This window comes from Methylobacterium sp. Leaf102, assembly GCF_001422425.1.
In the GTDB taxonomy this organism is placed as follows: domain Bacteria; phylum Pseudomonadota; class Alphaproteobacteria; order Rhizobiales; family Beijerinckiaceae; genus Methylobacterium.
In genome coordinates, this window is the sequence record NZ_LMMX01000001.1 from 208,383 (window position 1) to 229,412 (window position 21,030).

The following is a 21,030-nucleotide window of genomic DNA, read 5'->3' on the forward strand; positions in this document are numbered from 1 at the left end:
GTTCTTCCGGGGTTCAGGCGCGCAGGGTCGCGCCGGTCTTGCGGCCGACCTCGGCGATGATCTTGGCCGTCACCGCCTCGATCTCCGCGTCGGTCAGGGTGCGTTCGACGGGCTGGAGCCGAACGGCAATGGCCACCGACTTCGCCCCCTCGGGAACGCCGACGCCCTCGTAGATGTCGAACACGTCGATGCCGGCGATGAGCTTGCGCTCGGCCCCTTGCGCCGCCTTCACCACGTCGCCCGCCGCCACGTCGCGGGGCACCACGAAGGCGAAGTCGCGCGAGACCGGCTGGAAGTCGGAGAGGGCCAGGGCCGGCTTCACCTTGGTCGGGCGATACTTCGGCAACGGCACGCCATCGAGGGTGATTTCGAAGGCGACGATCTGGCCCTTGAGGTCCAGCGCCTTCATCACGCGCGGGTGGATCTCACCGAAATACCCCACGGGGTTCTTCGGCCCGAACTGGAGGGTACCCGAGCGGCCGGGATGCAGCCAGTTCGGCCCGCCGGCGACCACCTGCAGGCCACCCGTGGGAATGCCGAAGGCGGCGAGCAGCGCCAGGGCATCGGCCTTGGCGTCGAACGCATCCACGGGGGCAGCGGCGCCGTCCCAGTGGCGGCCACCGCCGAGATGGCCGGCGGTGGCACGGCGGATCGCCGTGGCGCGTGCGGTCTGACCTTCCGGCTGATCGTTCTCGAAGCACTGACCGACCTCGAACAGGGCGACGTCGGAGAGCCCCCGGTCGGCATTGCGCTGGGCGGCGCGCAGCAGGCCGGGCACGAGGCTCGGGCGCATATCGGAGAGGTCAGCCGCAATGGGATTGGCCAGCACCAGATCCGCCCGGCCGCCGCCGAACAGCACGGCGTCGTCATGCGGAATGAACGACCACGTCACGGCCTCGACGAGGCCGCGCGCGGCGAGTGCGCGCTTGGCGAGCCGCGTGCGCTTCTGGATCACCGTGAGCACGGACTTACCGACCTGGGCCTCGATGCGCGCAAGAGGTTTCGGCTCGATGCGATCGAGACCGGCGATGCGGATGATCTCCTCGACGAGATCGGCCTTGCCCTCGACGTCGGCGCGCCAGGACGGGGTGAGCACCTTCACCCGGTCGCCGCTGCCGGCGACGTGGAAGCCCAAGGCTTCCAGGGTCACCTTCATCTCGGCGCGCGACAGTTCGAGGCCGGCCAGGCGCCGGGTCTCGGTCCAGGGGAAATCGATGACCCGCTCGGTCTCGGGCGGCTCGCCGACGATCACGGGCTGGCTCGGGGTGCCGCCGCAGATCTCGAGGACGAGGCGGGTGGCGAGATCGAGGCCCGGCAGGGTGAAGGCCGGGTCGACGCCGCGCTCGAAGCGGTAGCGCGCATCGGTGATGATTCCGAGGCGCCGGCCGCTCTGGGCGATGTTCACCGGGTCCCACAGGGCGGATTCGATGAGGACATCGGTGGTGCCGGCGTCGCAACCGGACGCCTCCCCGCCGATGATGCCGCCGATGGATTCGACACCGTTGTCGTCGGCGATGACCACCGTGTCGTCCGTCAGCGCGTAGGTCTTGCCGTCGAGCGCCTTCAGGGCCTCGCCATCGCGGGCGCGGCGCACGGTGAGGCCGCCCGCCACCTTGGCGGCGTCGAAGACGTGCAGCGGCCGGCCCCGGTCGAACGTGAGATAGTTGGTGATGTCGACGAGGGCGTTGATCGGGCGCAGGCCGATGGCGCGCAGGCGGGCCTGCATCCAATCCGGCGAGGGGCCATTCGTGATGCCGCTCACGCGGCGCAGGGTGAAGTAGGGGCACAGGCCGCGGTCGGCCGGCTCGAAGTCGAGGGTGACGGGAACCGGGCAGGCCCCCTCCCCCCGTACGGGCGGCTGGGGCGTGTGCTTGAGGCCACCGAGGCCGGTGGCGGCGAGATCGCGGGCGATGCCGTGGATCGAGGTGCAGTCGGCGCGGTTCGGCGTCAGGTTGATCTCGATGATCGGATCGTCGAGGCCGGCATAGACCGCGTAGGTCTGCCCCGTGGGCGCGTCCTCCGGCAGATCGAGGATGCCGTCGTGGTCGTCTCCGAGGCCGAGTTCGGCGCCCGAGCACAGCATGCCCCGGCTCTCGACGCCGCGGATGGTGCCCACCGACAGGGTGATGGCCTTGCCGGGCACGTAGGTGCCGGGGGGGGCGAACACGGTCTTCATGCCGGCGCGCGCATTCGGCGCACCGCAGACCACCTGTACCGGCTCCCCGTCGCCCGCATCCACGGAGCAGACGCGCAGACGGTCGGCGTTGGGGTGCTGCTCGGCGATGAGCACGTGGGCGATCACGTAGGGTTTCAGGCTCGCGGCCTTGTCCTCGATGCCTTCGACCTCGAGCCCGATGCGCGTGAGCGTCTCGGAGATCGTGTCGAGGGAGGCCTCGGCATCGAGGTGATCCTTGAGCCAGGAGAGGGTGAATTTCATGACTTGCGTCCGTCGGCGCTCTCCGATCGGCCAGCGACTGGCGATCCGGCACCCATCAGGGTTGAGAAGAACGATCCGGGCAGCGCCCGGACCTTCGCGACATCACATCAGCCGGTCAGCCCGGCGACCAGGCTCGGGATATCCAGCGGCCGGAAACCGTAATGATCGAGCCAACGGACGTCCGCCTCGAAGAATGGGCGCAGGTCCGGCATGCCGTACTTGAGCATGGCGATACGATCGATGCCCATGCCGAAGGCGAAGCCCTGGACGCTGTCGGGGTCGAGGCCGCAATTGCGCAGGACGTTGGGATGGACCATCCCGCAGCCGAGGATCTCGAGCCAATCCGTGCCCTCGCCGAAGCGGATCTCGCCGCCTTTGCGCGAGCACTGGATGTCGACCTCGGCCGAGGGCTCGGTGAAGGGAAAGAACGACGGACGGAAGCGCATCTTCACGGCGTCGACCTCGAAGAAAGTCCGGCAGAACTCCTCCAGAACCCATTTGAGGTTGGCGATGTTGGCCGCCTTGTCGATGACGAGACCCTCGACCTGATGGAACATCGGCGTGTGGGTCTGGTCGGAATCGTGACGGTAGGTCCGTCCCGGGCAGATCACCCGGATCGGCGGCGCTTTCGACCGCATGGTGCGGATCTGCACCGGCGAGGTGTGGGTGCGCAGCACCTTGCGCTGGCCGTTGCGGTCGGGCGCAAGGAAGAAGGTGTCGTGCATCTCGCGCGCCGGGTGGCCGGGCGGGAAGTTGAGAGCCGTGAAGTTGTAGTCGTCGGTCTCGATGTCGGGCCCTTCGGCGACGGAGAACCCCATATCGGCGAAGATCGCCGCGATCTCGTCCATGACTTGGCTGATGGGATGAATGCGGCCGCGCGCCTCCGGCGCCTCGCGCACGGGCAGGGTCACGTCGATGCGCTCGGCGGCGAGGCGTGCGGTGAGCGCCGCTTCGCCGAGGGCTTCGCGACGAGCGCCCAACGCGCCCTGCACGCGATCGCGCAACCCGTTGATGAGGGGCCCGCGCGCCTTGCGCTCGTCGGGCGTCATGGCGCCCAGAGTCTTGAGCAGTTCGGAGACCGAGCCCTTCTTCCCCAGCGCCGCCACGCGTACGGCGTCGAGGGCGGCCTCATCGGACGCGGCGGCGACTTCTGCGAGGAGGTCACCTTCGAGGGTGTCGAGATCGGTCATCGGTTCAACTCACCGGCTGCGGCTCGACCACAGGATGGTCGGGCGATCATGGCGCGAGGGTTTTGCGGGTCGAGGCCGCCTTGGCAAGCCATCGCGCCCTGGAAAACCCGGCGCGCCCAGTAAAAACGAAAAGGCGCGGCGCCCGTGCGGGGCCGCGCCTTTTCCACAGAGTCCGACGCGAAGGCCGAACGAAGAAGGTTCAAGCCGCCTTGGCGACGTCCTGCAGGGAGGCCTTGGCCTTCTCGACCACGGCGGCGAAAGTGGCCGGCTCATGGATGGCGAGCTCGGACAGGGCCTTGCGGTCCACCTCGATGCCGGACTTGGACAGCGCGTTGATGAAGCGCGAATAGGTCAGGCCATGCTCACGGACGGCGGCGTTGAGACGCTGGATCCAGAGGGCGCGGAACGTGCGCTTCTTGTTCTTACGATCGCGGTAGGCATACTGCATGCCCTTCTCGACCGCCTGCTTGGCGATCCGGATCGTATTCTTGCGGCGACCGTAATAACCACGGGCGGCCTTGAGGACTTTCTTGTGCTTCGCGTGACTGGTCACGCCGCGCTTGACGCGGGCCATATGGAGTCTCCTGGATCAGAAAAAGCAGTTCGGCGGGTGAAAGAAGGCTTACCGGCTGTTCGGCAAAAAATACTTCTTCACGTTGGCGGCATCGCCCTCGAACAGGGTGGTGGTGCCGCGCAGGTTGCGGATCTGCTTCGTCGTCCGCTTGATCATCCCGTGGCGCTTACCGGCCTGGGCGTACATGACCTTGCCGGTGCCGGTGATCTTGAAGCGCTTCTTCGCGCCCGACTTGGTTTTCAGCTTGGGCATTTGGCTCTCCTGAACGCGCATGCACCCCGATCCGGGTTGGGATCGAAGGGATGCGCTCGGTTGATGCTTCTGATGGAGCAGCACGAACCGCCACGGCAGCCCGATCGGCCGGGCGGTTCAACGCGAGGCGGCGTATGACAGAAAAGCGACGCGGTTTCAATCCTGCGCGAGATCGTCAATCCTGCGCGAGGGCCAGGACCACATCGGTTTCCGTTACCGCCGCCATGGGCTTGGTGATCTTCACCGCACGGGTCGGCTGCCCCGGCGGCATGAGCAGGAGGATCGTCTCCGTGCCGGGGCAGGCCGGATCGGCGCAAACGATCTCGTTCACCTTGACGATTCCCGCCGCGTCGAAGCCCGCGGCCTGTCGTGCCCAGGCGAGGATCGCCGCGCGCACCGCCGCATCGGCCTGTGGCTGTTTCCGCCCGAACAGCGCCATGGGCGTCAGCCCGGAAGGGTGAGGAGGCCGGCGGCCCCGTCGCTGCAGCCGAAGCCCAGGCGGGCGCCGCGCGCGTCCCAGGCGAGGGCCGTGACGCCACTGCCCTTCACGGCCGGGCGCACCAACAGTTCGGACCCGTCGGCGAAACGCACGAGCAGGATGCAGCCGTCCTCGTACCCGATGGCGAGCACCAGGGCTTTGGGATGGAACGCCACCCGCGAGACCCGCGCCGGGCGCACGCCGCACTCGCGCGGGGCCTTGCCGGTGGGGCCTTCCTTCGAGTCGAACGGCCAGATGATGGCGGCTTCCGCGCCCCCGGTGGCGAGCCAGTCGCCATCGCCCGACCAGGCCATGGAGCGGACCTTGCCGGGATAGCCCGACATCCGCATGTGGCCGCGGTCGGGCTGGAGACGCCAGCCGTGCAGGGCGTTCTCCTGCATGGTGGTGACGACGAAGCGGCCGTCCGGCGACCAGGTCACGTCGATGTGCGAGCCCTTCCACTCGACGAAGTCGGGCGCGGTCTCGAGGTTCGGGTACCACAGGGTGGCGCCGTTGTAGTGCGAGACGGCCAGGCGGTAGCCCTTCGGCGCGAAGGCGAGGCCGCGCGCGGTGGATGGGGCGGCGAACACCTTCTCGCGGCCCTTGGCGTCGCGGGCCACGACGTTTCGTCCGGCGGCGTACGCGATGGCGCCGTCGGGATGGAGCGCCAGGGCGTCGATCCAGGCCCCGCCCTTGGCGACGGCCACCTCGACGACATCGCCCTCGGGCGATGTCGCCACCACGCGGCCGTCATCGCCCCCGGTCACGATCCGGCGTCCGTCACCGGCGGCGACCAGGATGGCGCCGTCCGGGTGCGATTCGATCCGGCGGACCTCGCCGCGGCCGGCCAGCAGCACGGCGCCGTCGCCCAGCGCCAGGGCCAGGGTGTCCTTCAACCACACGGCCGCGGTGACGTGGGCCCCGGCCGCGATGGGCGTGACGTGGTCGAGGAGGGAAGGTGCAGTCTCGGCCATCCGGCGGGGATCTCTCGTCACTCGGTTGCGATAGGCGCGCGGAGCCCGAGCCTCACAGGGCGGGTGCGCCGGAGACCGCACGCCGCGCCGTCAGGATCGTGGCGACGACGGCCAGGATGCCGGCGATGCCGGCAGGGATGGCGAGGGCATACAACGCCAAACGGCCGTAGGCGACCGTTCCGGCGAGGGATCCGACGAGAAGCGCGAGCCAGACCACCCCATCGCCGACCCAGGCGTAACGGGCGCCGCGCCGGGCGAGCGCCAAAGCGAGCTTCTGGCCGAAGCTGAACAGCGCGCCGGTGACGAAAGTGGTCCCGGCGCGAAAGCCCTGGACGTGGGACAGGACCGCGTTCTGCGCCCCCATGGCAAGCGCCAGCATCAGGGAGGCGAGGCCCGAATCCGGGGCGGCGACGGCAGCCTCGAAGGCAGCTGCGACGATTGCGGCCTCGAAGCCGAGGATCACCGGCGTGCTCCAGCGTGCGGGCGTCAGGGCCGAGAGGGCGCCGCCGCAGACTCCGCCGAGGAGAAAAGCGAGGATGAGCAGGGCCGGCAGCCAGGCGAGGTGGGGCTGGCCGTGTCCGAGGGCGACGGCGAACTGGGTCGTGTTGCCGCTCATGAACGAGGTGTAGAGGCCACCGAGCCGAATGAAGCCGAGGGCGTCGACGTAGCCGGCCAGCGCCGTGAGGATCAGGCCGAAGCCGAGATGCCAGGGGCGGGTCACAGGCGCTGCCCCTTCGCGTTCACCACCGGGCCGGCAGGGTTAAAGCTTTGCTCACCAAGTCCGCGCAATTGGAGTGAACGCACTCGAACATCGCGCCGCTGCGGTCCGTTGGTTGGGTGATCCGGTACGGGACCATGCGTCCCCCGCCGGGTGAGTAGGAGTTGCGTCATGATCCCATTCGCCTGCGCCGCCCTCGCCCTGCCCAGCTTCACCCCGTCCGTCTTCGGCTCCTGCGGGATCGCCGAGACCGTGCTCATCGTCGAGGACGAGATCATGGTCTGCGAGCTTGCCGCCGAGGCGCTTCTGGAGGAAGGCTATCGCGTTCTCACCGCGTCCGATGCGGATGAAGCGGAGGGCATCCTGGCCCGTGAGCGGGTCGATCTGCTCTTCACCGATATCGATCTGGCCCGCAACACGAACGGTCTCGCCCTGGCTCAGCGTGCCCGCCGGGTTCGCCCCGACCTGCCCGTCGTCTACACCTCGGGCGGACGCGGCCATCTTGCCCACGGCGACGCCGTGACGGACTCGGTGTTCGTACCGAAGCCCTATCGCCTCAGCGCCCTCGTGGCCCTGGCCAACGACATCCTGCGCTCACCCGCCCACCACGCCTGAGCGCCAGCCCCCGGACCCCCCGATGCGCACCATCCTCACCACCCTCGCCTTCGTGATCGCCTCCACGGGCGTCGCTTCCGCCTGCGACGTGAAGGCAGCCAAGCTCGAAGAGGCCATCGCGGCGAAGAGCCAGCTGCGCGAGGCGGCCAACAAGCAGACCGTGCGCGATCTTCGTACCCTGCGCGACGCCGCCATCGTGCTCGAGACCTACCAGTACGGTCCCGAGTGCGAACGCCTCGTCGCGATCGTCAAGGCGCTCGCGGCCAATCCCGCAAAGGCAATCGAGCGCGGCGGCGACACCGACGAGGAGAAGGCCGAGGAGGTTCTGGAAACCCGCGAGCCGAAGGCCCCCCCGGCCGAGGCCGCGCCGGCCGCGCCGAAGGCGAACTGACGACCCGATATCCAGGCCGGCCCACCCCTGGGGGTGCGGTCGGCTTCCCATGCCCCGGGCGCCGCGTTAGGACCGCGGCGCCCGCTCGCGCGTACCGCCATCCACTGAAGCGGATGCCGCGTTGAGGGGGCGACCGCGTATCCAGGGGCAGCGTATCGGCATGGCGACGGACATCCTCACCCGCGAGGCGGGCATCGCACATGCCGCCCATCGACTGCCTTCGGTGATCGTCGACGACTACAACAGCGAATTGAAGGCCGACGACGGGTTCGTCGGCGACAAGGTCTCGAAGAAGGCGTTTCGCGAGATCCTGGAAACGTGGCGGGAAACCCTGCGCAAGGCCGGCCCCGATCCTTTCGGCGACAAGCCCAGTGCCGACCTCAGCAAGAAGGCGCTCGATCGGGCGCTGGACGGCAGCGATCCCTTGAGCTCCGGCCTGATCTTCAGCGCCATCGAGGAGTTCGCCCAGGAACTCGCGCGTGTGGTGCGCCGCTTCCTGCGTCAGAAGGGCTGGCGTGACACGGAGAGCATCGTGGTCGGGGGCGGCTTCAGCGACAGCCGCGTCGGGCACCTCGCCATCGCCCGGGCCGGTGTGCTCCTGCGGGCCGCCGGCCTCGATCTAACCCTGGAGCCGATCCGCCACCACCCCGACGAAGCCGGCCTCATCGGGTCGGTCCACCTCGCACCGGCCTGGATCTTCGCCGGATACGACAGCCTGCTCGCCGTCGATATCGGCGGCACCAACATCCGCGCCGGGGTCGTCGCGACGAACCTCCGCAAGGCGCCCGACCTGTCCCGGAGCGCGGTCTGGCGCTCCGAGATCTGGCGTCACCGCGACGAGGATCCGGCACCGACCCGCGACGCCGCCGTGGATCGGCTCATCGGGATGCTCAACGACCTGATCCGGCGAGCGGGCCGGGCCAATCTCACGTTGGCGCCCTTCATCGGCATCGGCTGCCCCGGCGTTATCGAAGCGGATGGCACCATCGACCGCGGTGGACAGAACCTGCCCGGCAACTGGGAGAGCGACCGCTTCAACCTCGCCGAGCGCCTCGTCGCGGCGATCCCGCGGATCGGCGACCACGCCACCATGGTGGTGATGCACAACGATGCCGTCGTGCAGGGCCTGAGCGAGGTGCCGTACCGACAGGAGGTGACCCGCTGGGGCATCCTCACCATCGGCACCGGCCTGGGCAACGCTCGCTTCACCAACCGGAACGCCGACGATGCGGCTGCCTGAGAGATAGGCCTGAGAAGCTGGCTCTGGCAAAGCGAACACTGGGATCCGGCCCAACCAAACCGGGGCCAGTAACCGGTCCTATATCCCTGGCACCCTCGCCTTAACGGCTCCGCCCCGTACGGGCGAGCTTCTGCGCGATCCGCTCGCGCAATTCCTCGGGTAGCTCGATGTCCACGAGGCGCCAGGTCCAGCCGCGCAGGCGCAGGCGCAGGCGAAATCGGCGATCCCGCGTCGCGTCGGGCGGGACCGGAATCACCACCGTGCGAAAGCCGCGCATCTCCGAGGACAGGTAGAACGGGACGAGCCGGCGGAAGCCCTCGGCATGCAGCCCGGGCTTGCGCAGGTCGGCGGGTGTGTCTCCTTGGCGGGGCTCCGGAGGGCCGAGGTCGATGGATTGGGGCCAGCCGTCGTCGAGGAGGTCGACCACGGTTTGAGGCGTCACAAGGGATTCGGCGATGGGGATTGCGAGGGCCACCAGGGCATCGGTCACGCGCTGGCGCTCGCGCGGTTCCGCACCGCCCGTTTCGCCACGGGCCTGCGCGGCGGCGGCGGCCTGTCGGATCACCGACAGCCGCAGGGTGCGGAAGTTCACGTGGCGCTCGATATAGGCCACGTCATGCGCCTGCACGGCACGGGCGAGGTCGTAGAGCGCCCAGAACGGCGTCAGGGTGAACACGAACCAGCACAGTGCCAGTACAACGGGGATCGACCACCAGCGCATCGGTGGGCAGCCTTACCGGCGAGCCGGGAGAGTGCTGGAGCTCACGCCGGAACGCACCAGTCGGTCAAACCACCGAACGCCGCGACCACACCCTCGTAGATGGGCCGTTTGAACGGTACGATGACGTCCGGCAATCCAGCCATGGGTTGCCACCGCCAAGCATCGAACTCGGACGCGTGGGCACCCCCACCGGGTGACGCGACATCGATCTCGCTGTCGTCGCCGAGGAAACCGAAGGCGAACCACCTCTGCGTCTGCCCGCGATAACGCCCCTTCCAGGCCTGCTTCATCACCGCTGGCGGAAGATCGTAGGTCAGCCAGTCGGGCGCTTCGGCCAGCAGCCGGACGGAGCCGGGTGCGACGTTGGTTTCCTCGTAGAGTTCACGCAAGGCCGCATCCTTTGGGGCCTCGCCGGGGTCGATCCCGCCCTGCGGCATCTGCCAGGCACGGCCATCGGCAACGTGTTCCGGACCGGCATCGGCGCGGCGACGACCGATGAATACGAGACCGGTGCGTGCGATCAACGTGATCCCGACGCAGGGGCGGTACGGCAATCCGGCGCCGTCGTCGTTCGGGAGGGCTGTCATCGGCGCGACCATAGGGCACCCCATCCCCGCGCCGCAACGCACGATGGCGGCACGATGCGAAGAATCGTATCGGCCCGACACTCAGGGCGCGGCGCTGCTGAGGCGGGCGCTCCCCGAAGCCGCACGCAGGGCGACGCTCACGGGCACGAGCCGCACGCCGCGTGCTTCGAGGTCCTTCGACCAACGCGCGATCCGATCGATGGTCATCGGCATCGCGGTGGCGGACACCAGGACGAAGCCCTTGGCACGGGCCTGCGCTTCGGCCCGCGCGAGTTCCCGATCGATGGCCTCGGGCCGGGGCAGGGCGTCGAGGACGAACTCGGCCCGTGCCACAGGAACCTTCGCCTTGGCACCGAGGGTGGTGGCGATGGAACGCGGCGAGGTGCCGTCGTCGACGTAGCCGAGACCGCGCGCGGCGATCTCGCGCAGCACCGGCTCGAAGGCGGCGGCATCGCTCGTCAGCTTGGCGCCCATGTAGTTGACGATGCCGACGAAGCCTTGGAAGCGGCTCATGGCCCAGGCGAGCCGGTCGAGGTTCTCCGGCGGACGCGCGGTCGTGAGCAGGGTCTGTGGCCCCGGATCGCTGTCGGGATAATCGAACGGCTCCATGGGTGCCTGAAGAAGCACCTCGTGGCCGGCTTCCCGGGCGCGCGCCACGGTCCGTTCGAGGTCGCCGCCGTAGGGGGCGAAGGCGAAGCTGACCTCCGGCGGCAGCCGGGAGATGGCACTGGCGGTGGCGGCCTGCCCGATGCCGAGCCCCGACACCAGGATGGCGATGCGTGGGCCGGTGGTCCCGGGATCGGGCCGGGCATAAACGTCGAGGGGGCGGGTTCGCCCTTCGCCGAGGCGCGGCACGCTGCCGTGGCGTCCGCGCTCGACGAGGCGCGGGTCGGGGGCGGACGCGAGCTTGACCGGTGCCGCATCGGGAACACGGATCACCACGGCGTCGCTCGGCGCATTGCCGCCGCCCGCGCGCACCACGGTGACACCGGAGGCGGTCTCGACGGCATCGGCCGAGCGCTGGGCTGCGACCGGTTTCTCGGGCACCGGGACCGCAGCGGTCGACACGGGCGGCGGGTCGCGCAGGGCGATGGTGGCGACGGCCACCGGCTCGCCTCCCTGCGGATCGCCGACGGCGCCGAGGATGCTCAGGCCACCGACGAGGCCGAGGACGAGGCCCCCTGTCACCATCCGTGGGGTCAGGTACGTGGCGTTGAGGCTGCGAAGGCGCTCCCGTGGGGTTCGCTTGGCGCCGAGAGGCCGGGTCAGGATGTCGTCGGAGGCCACGCTCAGCCGCTTCCCTCAGGGTCGGGACGAGAACGGCAACCGCCTCCCGGAACGAAAGCGGCCCCCGATATCGGTTCTGAACCGACATTGGGGGCCGCCATGGTTAACGCTTCCCTAAAGAGCGACCGTGTGCCGGCTCAGTTCGGAACCGTCGTCTTGGTGTTGGACGCACCCTTCTGGATGCCGCGCAGGTAGTCGAAGGCGGCCGTGAGCTGCTTGTCCTTGGCCGGGTCGGGCGGAACGTAGGCGGAGGATCCACCGCGCTCCTCGACGTCCTTCTGCTTGAGGTGGCCCTTCAGGCCGGCCTCGCCCTTGGTCTCGTCCTTGCCCTTGAGCTCGTCCGGCACCTCCTGCAGCACCTCCTGATCCGGCTCGATGCCCTTGGCCTGGATCGAGCGACCCGACGGGGTGTAGTAGCGTGCCGTGGTCAGGCGCAGGGCGCCGCTGCCGCCGAGCGGAATGATCGACTGCACCGAGCCCTTGCCGAACGAGCGGGTGCCGAGCACCGTCGCGCGCTTATGATCCTGCAGGGCGCCGGCCACGATCTCGGAGGCCGAGGCCGAGCCGCCGTTGACCAGTACGACGATGGGCTTGCCCTTGGTCAGATCACCGGATTTCGCCGAGAAGCGCTGCGTCTCGTCGGGATTGCGGCCGCGGGTCGAGACGATCTCGCCGCGATCGAGGAACGCGTCGGAGACCATCACGGCCTGATCGAGGAGGCCACCCGGGTTGTTGCGCAGATCGAGGACGTAGCCCTTGAGCTTGTCGGCGCCGATCTCGCCGTTGAGCTTGTCGATGGCCGACCGCAGCCCGTCGAAGGTCTGTTCGTTGAACTGGGTCAGGCGGATGTAGCCGACGTCGCCGCCCTCGGCGCGCGAGCGCACGGGCTTGATCTTGATCACGTCGCGGTTGAGCACGACCTCGATGGGGTCCTTCGACTCCTTGCGGCTGATCTTGAGCTTGACCGGCGAGTTCACCGGGCCACGCATCTTGTCCACGGCCTGATTCAGGGTGAGTCCCTGGACCTGATCCTCGTCGATCTGGGTGATCACGTCATTGGAAAGGATGCCGGCCTTCGACGCGGGCGTATCGTCGATGGGGGTGACGACCTTGATCAGACCGTCTTCCATGGTGACCTCGATACCGAGACCACCGAACTCGCCGCGGGTCTGCACCTGCATGTCGCGGAAGCTCTTCGAGTCCATGTAGCTCGAATGCGGATCGAGCGACGTGAGCATGCCGTTCACCGCCGCCTCGATGATCTTGGCCTCGTCGGGCTTCTCGACGTAGTCGGTGCGGACCTTCTCGAATACGTCGCCGAACAGACTCAGTTGGCGATAGGTCTCGGCCGAGGCCGCCACGGCGCTGGTCCCCGACAGCAGGCGGGTCTGGGTCGCGACCATGGAGGACCCGACGCCGATGAACGCGCCGAGGAGAACGAGGGAAACCTTGCGCATTATCCGCGAACCTTCTCGCTGGGGCTTTTGGCCCACCAAGGCTCCGGATCGATGGAGCCGCCGTCTTTTCTGAACTCGACGTATAACACCGGATCGCCGCTGGCCGGGGTCGTACCCGCGCCGCCCTCGCCCATGGCCGCCACGGGCTCGCCCGCCAGGACGAACTGGCCGACCTCGACGTCGATCTGATCCATCCCCGCCAGCAGTAGATAGTAGCCATCGCCGGCATTGATGATCAAGAGTCGGCCATACGACCGAAACTGGCCGGCGAAGGAGACCCAGCCATCGGCCGGTGACGAAACCACGGCTTTGGGTCGGGTGGTGAGCGAAATGCCGCGGGTAGTGGTACCATTGCCGTCGGGCTGGTTGAAGCCGCGCGTCAGTACTCCGCTCACCGGTCGAGGCAGATCGCCGCGCGTGTCCGCGAACCGAACCTTGGGCGCGAGGCGCGCCGGGTCGCGGATACCGGCGGCGGCGAAGCGCTCCTGCGTGGCGCGCGCCTCCCGGGTCTCGGCCGCACGCGCCTCGTCCGCCGCACGGCGTGCCGAGGCCACCTCGCCTTCCATCCGCTCCAGAAGTTCCTTGAGGGTGCGGGCCTGGAGGCCGAGTTCGGCGGTGCGTGAGCGTTCGGTCGCCAAGCCGCTCTCCACCTCGGCCAGCCGCGCCTTTCGGGCAGCCATGAGGCCGTTGAGGCGCTGCTGCTCCCGCGCCCATCCGGCGAGATCGTTCTTCAAACCCTCGCGATCGGCGGCGATGAGACCTTTCAGGCGCACGAGTTCGGTGAGGTCGGCCGCCAAGGTCTCGGCTTCGCCGCGCAGTTCGGGCACCACGGCACCGAGCAGCATCGAAGTTCGGATAACGGCGAGCACGTCCTCGGGACGCACCAGCACCGCGGGAGGCGGCCGACGACCCATGCGCTGGAGGGCTGCGAGGATCTCGGCGATGACGCCGCGCCGCCCGTCCAGCGACCGGCGGATGGCCGCCTCGGAGGCCCCAAGGGTCTTGAGACGCTCTTCCAACCGGGTCATCCGGTCTTCCGTCGCCTGAGCCTGACGGGTCGCATCCAGGAGGGCCGTATTGAATTTGGCCCGGTCGCCGCCGATGGATGTGATTTCGGCCTCGAGTTGCGCACGCGTCCCCGTCGAGGCCGCGAGTGCCTCCTCGATGCGCTTCAAGTTCTCGGCACGTCGGTTCTTTTCCTCGACGGCTTTCTGAACCGCATCCGGTTCGGCTGCCGGTGACTTGGCGCTTGGGTCTTTCGGAGTCATTTCCCTGGCAGACTCTTGCCTGGCAGATTCCTGCGCTGCGGCCGGCGTGGTCACGACGAGGCCGGTCAGGGCGAGCGCGCACATGCTGCGCCCTCCCCTCCGTGCCGCCATCCATGGCCTGGCCGCCGTCATCGTTCGTCGAGGTTTCCGCGATGATAGGGATGGCCGGCGAGGATCGTCAGCGCTCGATACACCTGCTCCAAGGCCAGCACGCGCACAAGGCCATGCGGCAACGTCGCCGCGCCGAAGGACAGGGTGAGATCGGCTCGCGCTCGTACCGCCGGATCGAGTCCGTCGGCTCCGCCGATGGCGATGGCGAGGCTCGGACGCGCGGCGTCGCGCCAGGCCGCCACGCGATCGGCGAAGGTTTCACTGGTGAGATCGGCGCGTCCGCGTTCGTCGTAGACGACGAGGGCGGCTCCCTGCGCGTGCGCGAGGATGGCCGTGCCCTCCTCCGCACAACGATCCTGAGGCCGACGTGCACGGCTCTCGGGAATCTCGACCGTATCGCAGGCTGGAAAGCCGAGACTGCGGCCGAGTTGGGCCGCCCGTTCGCGGTAGCGTGCCGCGAGGTCGCGCTCCGGACCGGCCTTCAGGCGCCCGACCGCCGCGATGAGGAGCCGCATGGAGTCGACGACCCGCGGTCGCTTACTCGGCCAGGGCGTTGCTGGGCAGGTCGACGGCGGGACGGTCGGCGCCCCACATCTTCTCGAGATTGTAGAAGCCGCGCACTTCCGGGCGGAAGATGTGGACGATGATGTCGCCTGCATCGATCAGCACCCAGTCGCAGGCCGGCATGCCCTCGACCCGGGCGGAGCCGAGACCCTTGGCCTTCATGTCCTGGAGGATGCGGTCAGCGATGGCACCGACATGGCGCTGCGAGCGACCCGAAGTGATGATCATGGTGTCGGCGAGCGACGTCCGACCCATCAGATCGATCTCGATGGTCTCCTCCGCCTTCATGTCCTCCAGACAATCGAGGGCGAGCGCTCTGAGGTCGCCGATCTTGCGGTCGGCAACGTCGTCGGAACCTGGGGCTCCCTGGTGGACCGCGTCGTTCAGCGTCTCAGTTCCTGCAATGGCCATCGTCATGCGGGGATCGTACCCTGAATGGGCGCGACATGGAACGTTCCCGTTGCGTCTTCGCGCAATCCATCTTTCCGCCCCCCGGTTCGCAGGGCCGTGGAGGACAGATGAGAGCGTGGACCGTGCAGGAAGACCCAGGCCGGTGGGTCGAGATCGGCGAGCACACGGGCATCCGCCTCGTCGATCCGCCAACGGCCGAGGGCTTGCGCACCCCGCGCAACCGGCCCCTTGAGAGTGAACCCGGGCCGGTCGATGATGGCGATGGGCATGGTTTCGGCGATCGCACGGAATCCCTGCCAGCGATGAAATGTCGCGAGGCTGTCGGCTCCCATGATCCAGACGAATCGCACGGCCGGATGGCGGTCCGTGAGGTAGCGAAGGCTTTGCCGAGTGTAGCGAGCACCGATGAGGCTCTCGAAAGCCGTCACCACGATGCGGGGATGGGCAGCGATAGCCTGAGCGGCCGAGACGCGCGCGTCGATGGAACCGAGATCGGCCCGGTCCTTCAGGGGATTGCCCGGCGTGACCATCCACCAGACGCGGTCGAGGCCCAGGCGCCGCAGGGCGACGCGGCTGACATGCCGATGCCCGAGATGAGCCGGGTTGAACGAACCGCCGTAGAGGCCGATCCGGAGGCCGGGGCAGGCCGGCGGAAGCCGAACGGGTCCCGACACGTCAAGTCGCATCGGAAGCCGCGTGTGATGGCGGAACGAAGCGAACCGTCAAGGACGCGTCTGCCCACTCCCGTGGACGCGGTACTTGAAGGTGGTGAGTTGCTCCACGCCGACGGGGCCGCGCGCATGCATCCGGCCCGTTGCGATACCGATCTCGGCCCCGAAGCCGAACTCCCCGCCATCGGCGAACTGGGTCGAGGCGTTGTGGACGACGATGGCGGAATCGACCTCGGCGAGGAAGCGCGTCGCCTCGGCGCGGTCGGCGGTCACGATGGAATCGGTGTGGTGCGATCCGTAGGTTTCGATATGGGTGATCGCCGCGTCGAGACCATCGACCACTCGGACGGCGATGATGGCATCGAGGTACTCCGTACGCCAGTCCGCCTCCGCGGCCGGCGTCACACGGGCATCGACCGCCTGCACGTCCGTATCGCCACGCACGGCGCACCCTGCCTCGATGAGAGCCGTGACGAGGGGAGCCAGATGCGTGCTGGCGCAGGCGCGATCCACCAGGAGGGTCTCGGCGGCGCCGCAGATACCCGTACGGCGCATCTTGCTGTTGAGGGCGATGGTACGGGCCATGTCGAGATCGGCGCCGGCGGCGACGTAGACGTGACAGATACCATCGAGGTGCGCGAAGACCGGCACCCGCGCCTCGGCATGGACACGTTCCACCAGACCGCGCCCGCCCCGGGGCACGATCACGTCGATGCAGCCGTCGAGGCCGGACAGCATGGCGCCAACGGCAGCGCGATCACGGGTCGGTACGATCTGGATCGCGTCCGCCGGCAGTCCGGACGCTTCCAGACCGGCCCGCATGGCCCGCGCGATGGCCATGGCCGTGCGATGACTGTCGGACCCGGCGCGCAGGATGGCGGCATTGCCGGCCTTGAGGCACAGCGCGCCGGCATCGGCGGTGACGTTGGGGCGGCTCTCGAAGATCACGCCGATGACGCCCAGCGGCACGGCGATGCGCTCGATCAGCAGGCCATTGGGACGCTCGAACGCAGCGACCTGACGCCCGACGGGATCGGGCAAGGCACCGATCTTCTCGACGGCGTCGGCGATGGCGCTCAGGCGCGTGGGATCGAGGGTGAGCCGGTCGATGAGCGCCTGAGTCTGGCCGGCGGCGCGGGCCGCTTCCACGTCCCGGGCGTTTTCTGTCAGGATCTCGGACTGTGCCCCCCGCAAGCGCTCGGCGATGGTGCGAAGCGCGATATCCTTGATCTGGGCCGGTGCCAGCGCGATGCCACGCGCGGCGGCTCGCGCGCGCTGGCCGATGGCATGCATCTCGGCGGTCAGATCGGGAGCTTGAAAATCGGTACGCAGGTTCAGAACGGGCACGGCCTTCATCCTCGCGGGCCGTCGCGCGATCCGGCGCGCCCGCCTGTTGTCCCGCCCGTCATCGCATGCCGGATACTGGGGAAACAAGCGTAACGCATGACAACCCGGCTATTCGCCCACCATGGCGAGGTCGTCGCGATGCACCATTTCGGCGCGGCCGGGATGAGTCAGCAGATCGGCGATCTCGCGGCTCGGGCGGCCGATGATCCGCACGGCCTGATCGCTGTCGTAGGCCACCAAGCCACGCCCGAGGGTCCGCCCGGCGGCATCGCGGATCACCACGGCGTCGCCGCGTCCGAATCCGCCGTGAATCCCGGTGACGCCCACCGGCAGCAGGCTGGCTCCCCCCTGAAGCGCGCGGGCGGCACCGTCATCGACGATGAGGATGCCGCGCGGCTCGAGGGACCCGGCGATCCAGGCCTTGCGCGCGGCGATCGGGTTGGAGCCCGACAGGAACCAGCTGCAACGCCCCCCCTTCAGGATGGTGCGCAGGGGGTTCTTCTCGCGACCGTCGGCGATGACCATGTGGGTGCCGCCGCTGGCGGCGATCTTCGCGGCTTCGACCTTGGTGCGCATCCCGCCGCGCGACAGATCCGAGGCCGGACCGCCGGCCATGGCCTCGATCTCGGGGGTGATGCGCTCGATCACCGGAAGATGGCGAGCGAGCGGGTCGGTGTGAGGCGGCGCCGTATAGAGGCCGTCGATATCGGAGAAGAGCACCAGGACGTCGGCACCGATCATGGTGGCGACACGGGCGGCGAGCCGGTCGTTGTCGCCGTAGCGGATCTCGCTGGTGGCCACGGTGTCGTTCTCGTTCACCACCGGCACGGCGCGCACTTCGAGCAGCTTGAGCACGGTGGCGCGGGCGTTGAGGTAGCGTCGGCGCTCCTCGGTGTCCTGCGGCGTCACCAGGATCTGGCCGGCCGCGATCCCGTGGTGGCCGAGCGCCTCCGACCAGTGCCGGGCGAGCGCGATCTGTCCCACGGCCGCCGCCGCCTGGCTCTCCTCCAGCCGCAGGGTACCGGGCGGATATCCAAGCACCGTACGCCCGAGGGCGATGGCGCCCGAGGAGACGACGAGGACGTCGGCTCCCTGCGCGTGCAGGTCGGCGATGTCCTCGGCCAGAGCCGCGAGCCAGGCATGGCGCAGACGTCCGCGCGCGCGGTCCACGAGGAGTGCCGAACCGACCTTGATGACGATCCGGCGGAAGTCCTGGAGGTTGGGCGTCGATGCACGCGGCGAAGTCACCGCCGCGTCACTCACGGCTGCCACGCATCGGCCGGCTGCGCCTCCGCCTCGGCGCGCTTGGCCTCCGCGATGGAGCGGGTGATCGCCCGCAGCGCGTCCTGAACGCCGAGCCCCGTCGCCGACGACAGGATCAGCGGCTTCTTCCCCGAGGCGCGCTTGAGCCGGGCGACCTGCTCCTTGAGCGTGTCGGGATCGACCACGTCGGCCTTCGATAGGGCGACGATCTCGGGCTTGTCGGTCAGGCCGCCGCCATAGGCCTCGAGTTCCTTGCGGACGAGCTTGTAGGTCTTGCCCGCATGCTCGTTGGTGGCCTCGACGAGGTGCAGGAGCACGCGGCAGCGCTCGACATGGGCGAGGAACCGGTCGCCGAGGCCGACGCCGTCGTGTGCGCCCTCGATGAGACCGGGAATATCCGCGAGAACAAATTCCCGCTCGTCCGAGCGGACGACGCCGAGGCCGGGGTGCAGGGTGGTGAAGGGGTAATCGGCGATCTTCGGCTTGGCCGCCGTCACGGTGGCGAGGAACGTCGATTTACCGGCATTCGGCAGGCCGACCAAGCCCGCATCGGCGATGAGCTTCAGGCGCAGCCAGACCCATTGCTCGTGGCCCTCGAGGCCCGGGTTGGCATGCTTGGGGGCACGGTTCGTCGAGGTGGTGAAATAGGCGTTTCCGAAGCCGCCGTTGCCTCCCTTGGCCAAGCGTACCCGCTGGCCGATATGGGTCATGTCGGCGATCAGGGTCTCGCCGTCCTCGGCGATGATCTCAGTCCCGGCCGGCACCTTGAGCACCACGTCGGCGCCGTTGGCCCCGTGGCGGTTCGAGCCCATGCCGTGCTCGCCCTTCTTGGCCTTGAAATGCTGCTGGTATCGGTAGTCGATCAGGGTGTTGAGACCGTCGACGCACTCGACCCAGACGTCGCCACCGCGGCCGCCGTCGCCGCCGTTGGGACCGCCGAATTCGATGAACTTTTCACGCCGGAAGGCCACGCATCCGGCACCACCGTCGCCGGAGCGCACGTAGACCTTGGCTTCGTCGAGGAATTTCACGGTACTGCTCGTCTCACTTCATTCGTCTCGGACACGCGAAGCGGTCTCGCGGGTCGGCTCCGGCGGGATGCCGGTATCGGCGTCAGGCGCCGCCGCGACGGCATTTCCCGTCGAGGTTCAGGTACTGGATACTCCGAAGTCCGGCTTCGAACCACGTCCCGGCGGACGTGGTGCCCTCGTATCCGTAAAGGAGGATGCGGATGGCATCGTCGGGCGAAACCAGATTCGGCGGGTCTCCCGCCTCGAAAGTCCAATTCCGTGACGGCTCGCTGTCCGCGCCAAAAGCGGTCCGCGTCCCGTCCGCCTCGATCTGGTTCACTTGGGCGAAGGCCGGAGCTTCGTTGGCGCGCGAGGTCGAGAAGGTGAACCCGACCTTCGGAGCGCGGCCGACGAAATTGTAGAATTCACAGTACAGCGTCGGCATCGCAGACGTCGTCGCGACGACACCGGGTGCTGGCTGGGGGTGGTCCAAGCCACGCAACAGGAGGGCGGCAAACCCGAAGGCCGCCAGGGCAGCCGCGCCCGATACGGCAAGGGTACGCTTCATGGCCTCGACCCCATCGCTGTGGGCGGAACCTACTCCGCCTCAGACGACGAAAGGGAGGATGGATACCCATCCTCCCCCATCCATGCCCCGACCGGCCGGAAGGCCGGGCGACCGAAAGAAAAGTTCGTTACTCGGCAGCTTCCTGCAGCGGCACGACGGTGACGAAGGCACGACCGCGCTTGGTCATGAACAGCACCCGGCCATCGGTCTTGGCGAACAGGGTATGATCCGTACCCATGCCCACATTGGTGCCGGGATGCCACTTGGTGCCGCGCTGGCGCACGATGATGTTGCCGGCGATGACGGCTTCCGAGCCGAACTTCTTCACGCCGAGGCGCTGGCCGGCGGAATCGCGGCCGTTGCGGGACGAGCCGCCTGCTTTTTTATGGGCCATTGTGGCTTACTCCGAAATCTCGAAAAACGATCCGACCGTCAGGCGCTGATGCCGGTGATGCGAACCACCGTGTGGTGCTGGCGGTGGCCCCGCTTGCGGCGCGAGTTCTGGCGGCGGCGCTTCTTGAAGGCGATGACCTTCGCGTCGCGGCCATGGCTGACGATCTCGCCGGTGACGCTGATGCCCGAGAGCAGCGGCGCGCCGATCTGAGTGGCGCCAGCGCCGTCGGCGAAAAGGAGCACGTCCCCGAAGGTCACGGTGGAGCCGGCTTCACCCTCGAGGGTGGCGATCGTGATGGTGTCGTTGGCGGCAACGCGATACTGCTTGCCGCCCGTCTTGATGACTGCGAACATCGTTCTCTTTCGTGTTCTCTGCCGGCCTCCCGCTCACCGTCAGGTGAACCTGGACCGTCTTCTTGTTCAGGTCATCCGCGACACCGGGTCGAGCCGGGCGCGAACGCGAAACGCGCGGACTTCGTCGAGGAAGCCGCGCATTGCGCTGG

Annotated in this window: 24 protein-coding genes; 3 read left to right on the forward strand and 21 right to left on the reverse strand. The window is 68.5% G+C overall.

Features of this window, described 5'->3' with window-relative positions; all coding sequences use genetic code 11:
* Window positions 1-13 precede the first annotated feature (13 nt).
* From pheT to ASF27_RS00925, 7 genes are all read right to left on the reverse strand, one after another.
* Entirely contained in the window at window positions 14-2,437 is a 2,424-nt protein-coding gene (gene pheT / locus ASF27_RS00895) for a phenylalanine--tRNA ligase subunit beta (protein ID WP_056357048.1), read from the reverse strand.
* Between the two features lie 107 nt (window positions 2,438-2,544).
* A complete protein-coding gene (gene pheS / locus ASF27_RS00900; protein ID WP_056171831.1) occupies window positions 2,545-3,627 on the reverse strand; it encodes a phenylalanine--tRNA ligase subunit alpha in 1,083 nt (360 codons plus the stop codon).
* 199 nt (window positions 3,628-3,826) lie between these two features.
* Window positions 3,827-4,201 (reverse strand): 50S ribosomal protein L20, encoded by a 375-nt coding sequence (rplT, locus tag ASF27_RS00905; protein WP_056087037.1) that lies wholly within the window; start codon window positions 4,199-4,201, stop codon window positions 3,827-3,829.
* Window positions 4,202-4,249: 48 nt separating this feature from the next.
* The gene (gene rpmI, locus ASF27_RS00910; RefSeq protein ID WP_018044555.1) at window positions 4,250-4,453 is read right to left on the reverse strand and encodes a 50S ribosomal protein L35; all 204 of its coding nucleotides are present in this window, start codon (window positions 4,451-4,453) and stop codon (window positions 4,250-4,252) included.
* A 175-nt stretch (window positions 4,454-4,628) separates the two neighbouring features.
* Window positions 4,629-4,892, reverse strand: coding sequence for a hypothetical protein (locus ASF27_RS00915; protein WP_056171832.1), 264 nt, complete (start codon window positions 4,890-4,892; stop codon window positions 4,629-4,631).
* Between the two features lie 5 nt (window positions 4,893-4,897).
* A complete protein-coding gene (locus ASF27_RS00920; RefSeq protein WP_056171834.1) occupies window positions 4,898-5,905 on the reverse strand; it encodes a hypothetical protein in 1,008 nt (335 codons plus the stop codon).
* 52 nt (window positions 5,906-5,957) lie between these two features.
* The gene (locus ASF27_RS00925; RefSeq protein ID WP_056357057.1) at window positions 5,958-6,626 is read right to left on the reverse strand and encodes a YoaK family protein; all 669 of its coding nucleotides are present in this window, start codon (window positions 6,624-6,626) and stop codon (window positions 5,958-5,960) included.
* 168 nt (window positions 6,627-6,794) lie between these two features.
* On the opposite strand from ASF27_RS00925, the gene ASF27_RS00930 reads away from it, so the two are divergent.
* From ASF27_RS00930 to ASF27_RS00940, 3 genes are all read left to right on the forward strand, one after another.
* Window positions 6,795-7,238 carry a response regulator gene (locus ASF27_RS00930; RefSeq protein ID WP_056171839.1) on the forward strand — a complete coding sequence of 148 codons (444 nt, stop codon included), beginning with the start codon at window positions 6,795-6,797 and terminating at the stop codon, window positions 7,236-7,238.
* A gap of 22 nt (window positions 7,239-7,260) precedes the next feature.
* Window positions 7,261-7,629, forward strand: coding sequence for a hypothetical protein (locus ASF27_RS00935; protein ID WP_056171840.1), 369 nt, complete (start codon window positions 7,261-7,263; stop codon window positions 7,627-7,629).
* Window positions 7,630-7,789: 160 nt separating this feature from the next.
* The gene (locus ASF27_RS00940; protein ID WP_056171842.1) at window positions 7,790-8,869 is read left to right on the forward strand and encodes an ROK family protein; all 1,080 of its coding nucleotides are present in this window, start codon (window positions 7,790-7,792) and stop codon (window positions 8,867-8,869) included.
* A 100-nt stretch (window positions 8,870-8,969) separates the two neighbouring features.
* On the opposite strand, the gene ASF27_RS00945 is transcribed toward ASF27_RS00940, so the two are convergent.
* The 14 genes from ASF27_RS00945 to rplU all read right to left on the reverse strand — a co-directional run bounded on the left by ASF27_RS00945 (window position 8,970) and on the right by rplU (window position 20,881).
* The gene (locus tag ASF27_RS00945) at window positions 8,970-9,590 is read right to left on the reverse strand and encodes a DUF2939 domain-containing protein (RefSeq protein WP_056357058.1); all 621 of its coding nucleotides are present in this window, start codon (window positions 9,588-9,590) and stop codon (window positions 8,970-8,972) included.
* 41 nt (window positions 9,591-9,631) lie between these two features.
* Entirely contained in the window at window positions 9,632-10,189 is a 558-nt protein-coding gene (locus ASF27_RS00950) for an RNA pyrophosphohydrolase (RefSeq protein ID WP_244480891.1), read from the reverse strand.
* Between the two features lie 69 nt (window positions 10,190-10,258).
* On the reverse strand, window positions 10,259-11,470 hold the full coding sequence (locus ASF27_RS00955) for a divergent polysaccharide deacetylase family protein (RefSeq protein WP_056357061.1): 1,212 nt from the start codon (window positions 11,468-11,470) through the stop codon (window positions 10,259-10,261).
* A gap of 131 nt (window positions 11,471-11,601) precedes the next feature.
* On the reverse strand, window positions 11,602-12,921 hold the full coding sequence (locus ASF27_RS00960) for a S41 family peptidase (RefSeq protein WP_056171849.1): 1,320 nt from the start codon (window positions 12,919-12,921) through the stop codon (window positions 11,602-11,604).
* Window positions 12,921-14,273, reverse strand: a complete 1,353-nt coding sequence (locus ASF27_RS00965) for a peptidoglycan DD-metalloendopeptidase family protein (protein WP_056357065.1) — start codon at window positions 14,271-14,273, stop codon at window positions 12,921-12,923. Before ASF27_RS00965 ends, ASF27_RS00960 begins: the two co-directional genes overlap by 1 nt.
* A gap of 44 nt (window positions 14,274-14,317) precedes the next feature.
* Window positions 14,318-14,815, reverse strand: coding sequence for a 23S rRNA (pseudouridine(1915)-N(3))-methyltransferase RlmH (gene rlmH, locus ASF27_RS00970; protein WP_056171854.1), 498 nt, complete (start codon window positions 14,813-14,815; stop codon window positions 14,318-14,320).
* Window positions 14,816-14,837: 22 nt separating this feature from the next.
* Complete coding sequence (gene rsfS / locus ASF27_RS00975) at window positions 14,838-15,281, reverse strand: ribosome silencing factor (RefSeq protein WP_082478728.1); 444 nt, start codon at window positions 15,279-15,281, stop codon at window positions 14,838-14,840.
* Window positions 15,278-15,961, reverse strand: coding sequence for a nicotinate-nucleotide adenylyltransferase (locus ASF27_RS00980; RefSeq protein ID WP_082478729.1), 684 nt, complete (start codon window positions 15,959-15,961; stop codon window positions 15,278-15,280). Before ASF27_RS00980 ends, rsfS begins: the two co-directional genes overlap by 4 nt.
* A 36-nt stretch (window positions 15,962-15,997) precedes the next feature.
* The gene (locus tag ASF27_RS00985) at window positions 15,998-17,293 is read right to left on the reverse strand and encodes a glutamate-5-semialdehyde dehydrogenase (protein ID WP_056266178.1); all 1,296 of its coding nucleotides are present in this window, start codon (window positions 17,291-17,293) and stop codon (window positions 15,998-16,000) included.
* 108 nt (window positions 17,294-17,401) lie between these two features.
* Complete coding sequence (gene proB / locus ASF27_RS00990; protein ID WP_056266181.1) at window positions 17,402-18,541, reverse strand: glutamate 5-kinase; 1,140 nt, start codon at window positions 18,539-18,541, stop codon at window positions 17,402-17,404.
* An 11-nt stretch (window positions 18,542-18,552) separates the two neighbouring features.
* Window positions 18,553-19,587, reverse strand: coding sequence for a GTPase ObgE (gene obgE / locus ASF27_RS00995; protein WP_056171856.1), 1,035 nt, complete (start codon window positions 19,585-19,587; stop codon window positions 18,553-18,555).
* An 82-nt stretch (window positions 19,588-19,669) separates the two neighbouring features.
* Window positions 19,670-20,134 carry a hypothetical protein gene (locus ASF27_RS01000; protein WP_056171858.1) on the reverse strand — a complete coding sequence of 155 codons (465 nt, stop codon included), beginning with the start codon at window positions 20,132-20,134 and terminating at the stop codon, window positions 19,670-19,672.
* 127 nt (window positions 20,135-20,261) lie between these two features.
* A complete protein-coding gene (gene rpmA / locus ASF27_RS01005) occupies window positions 20,262-20,528 on the reverse strand; it encodes a 50S ribosomal protein L27 (RefSeq protein ID WP_056302722.1) in 267 nt (88 codons plus the stop codon).
* 38 nt (window positions 20,529-20,566) lie between these two features.
* Window positions 20,567-20,881, reverse strand: a complete 315-nt coding sequence (rplU, locus tag ASF27_RS01010; protein WP_056087079.1) for a 50S ribosomal protein L21 — start codon at window positions 20,879-20,881, stop codon at window positions 20,567-20,569.
* Window positions 20,882-21,030 lie beyond the last annotated feature (149 nt).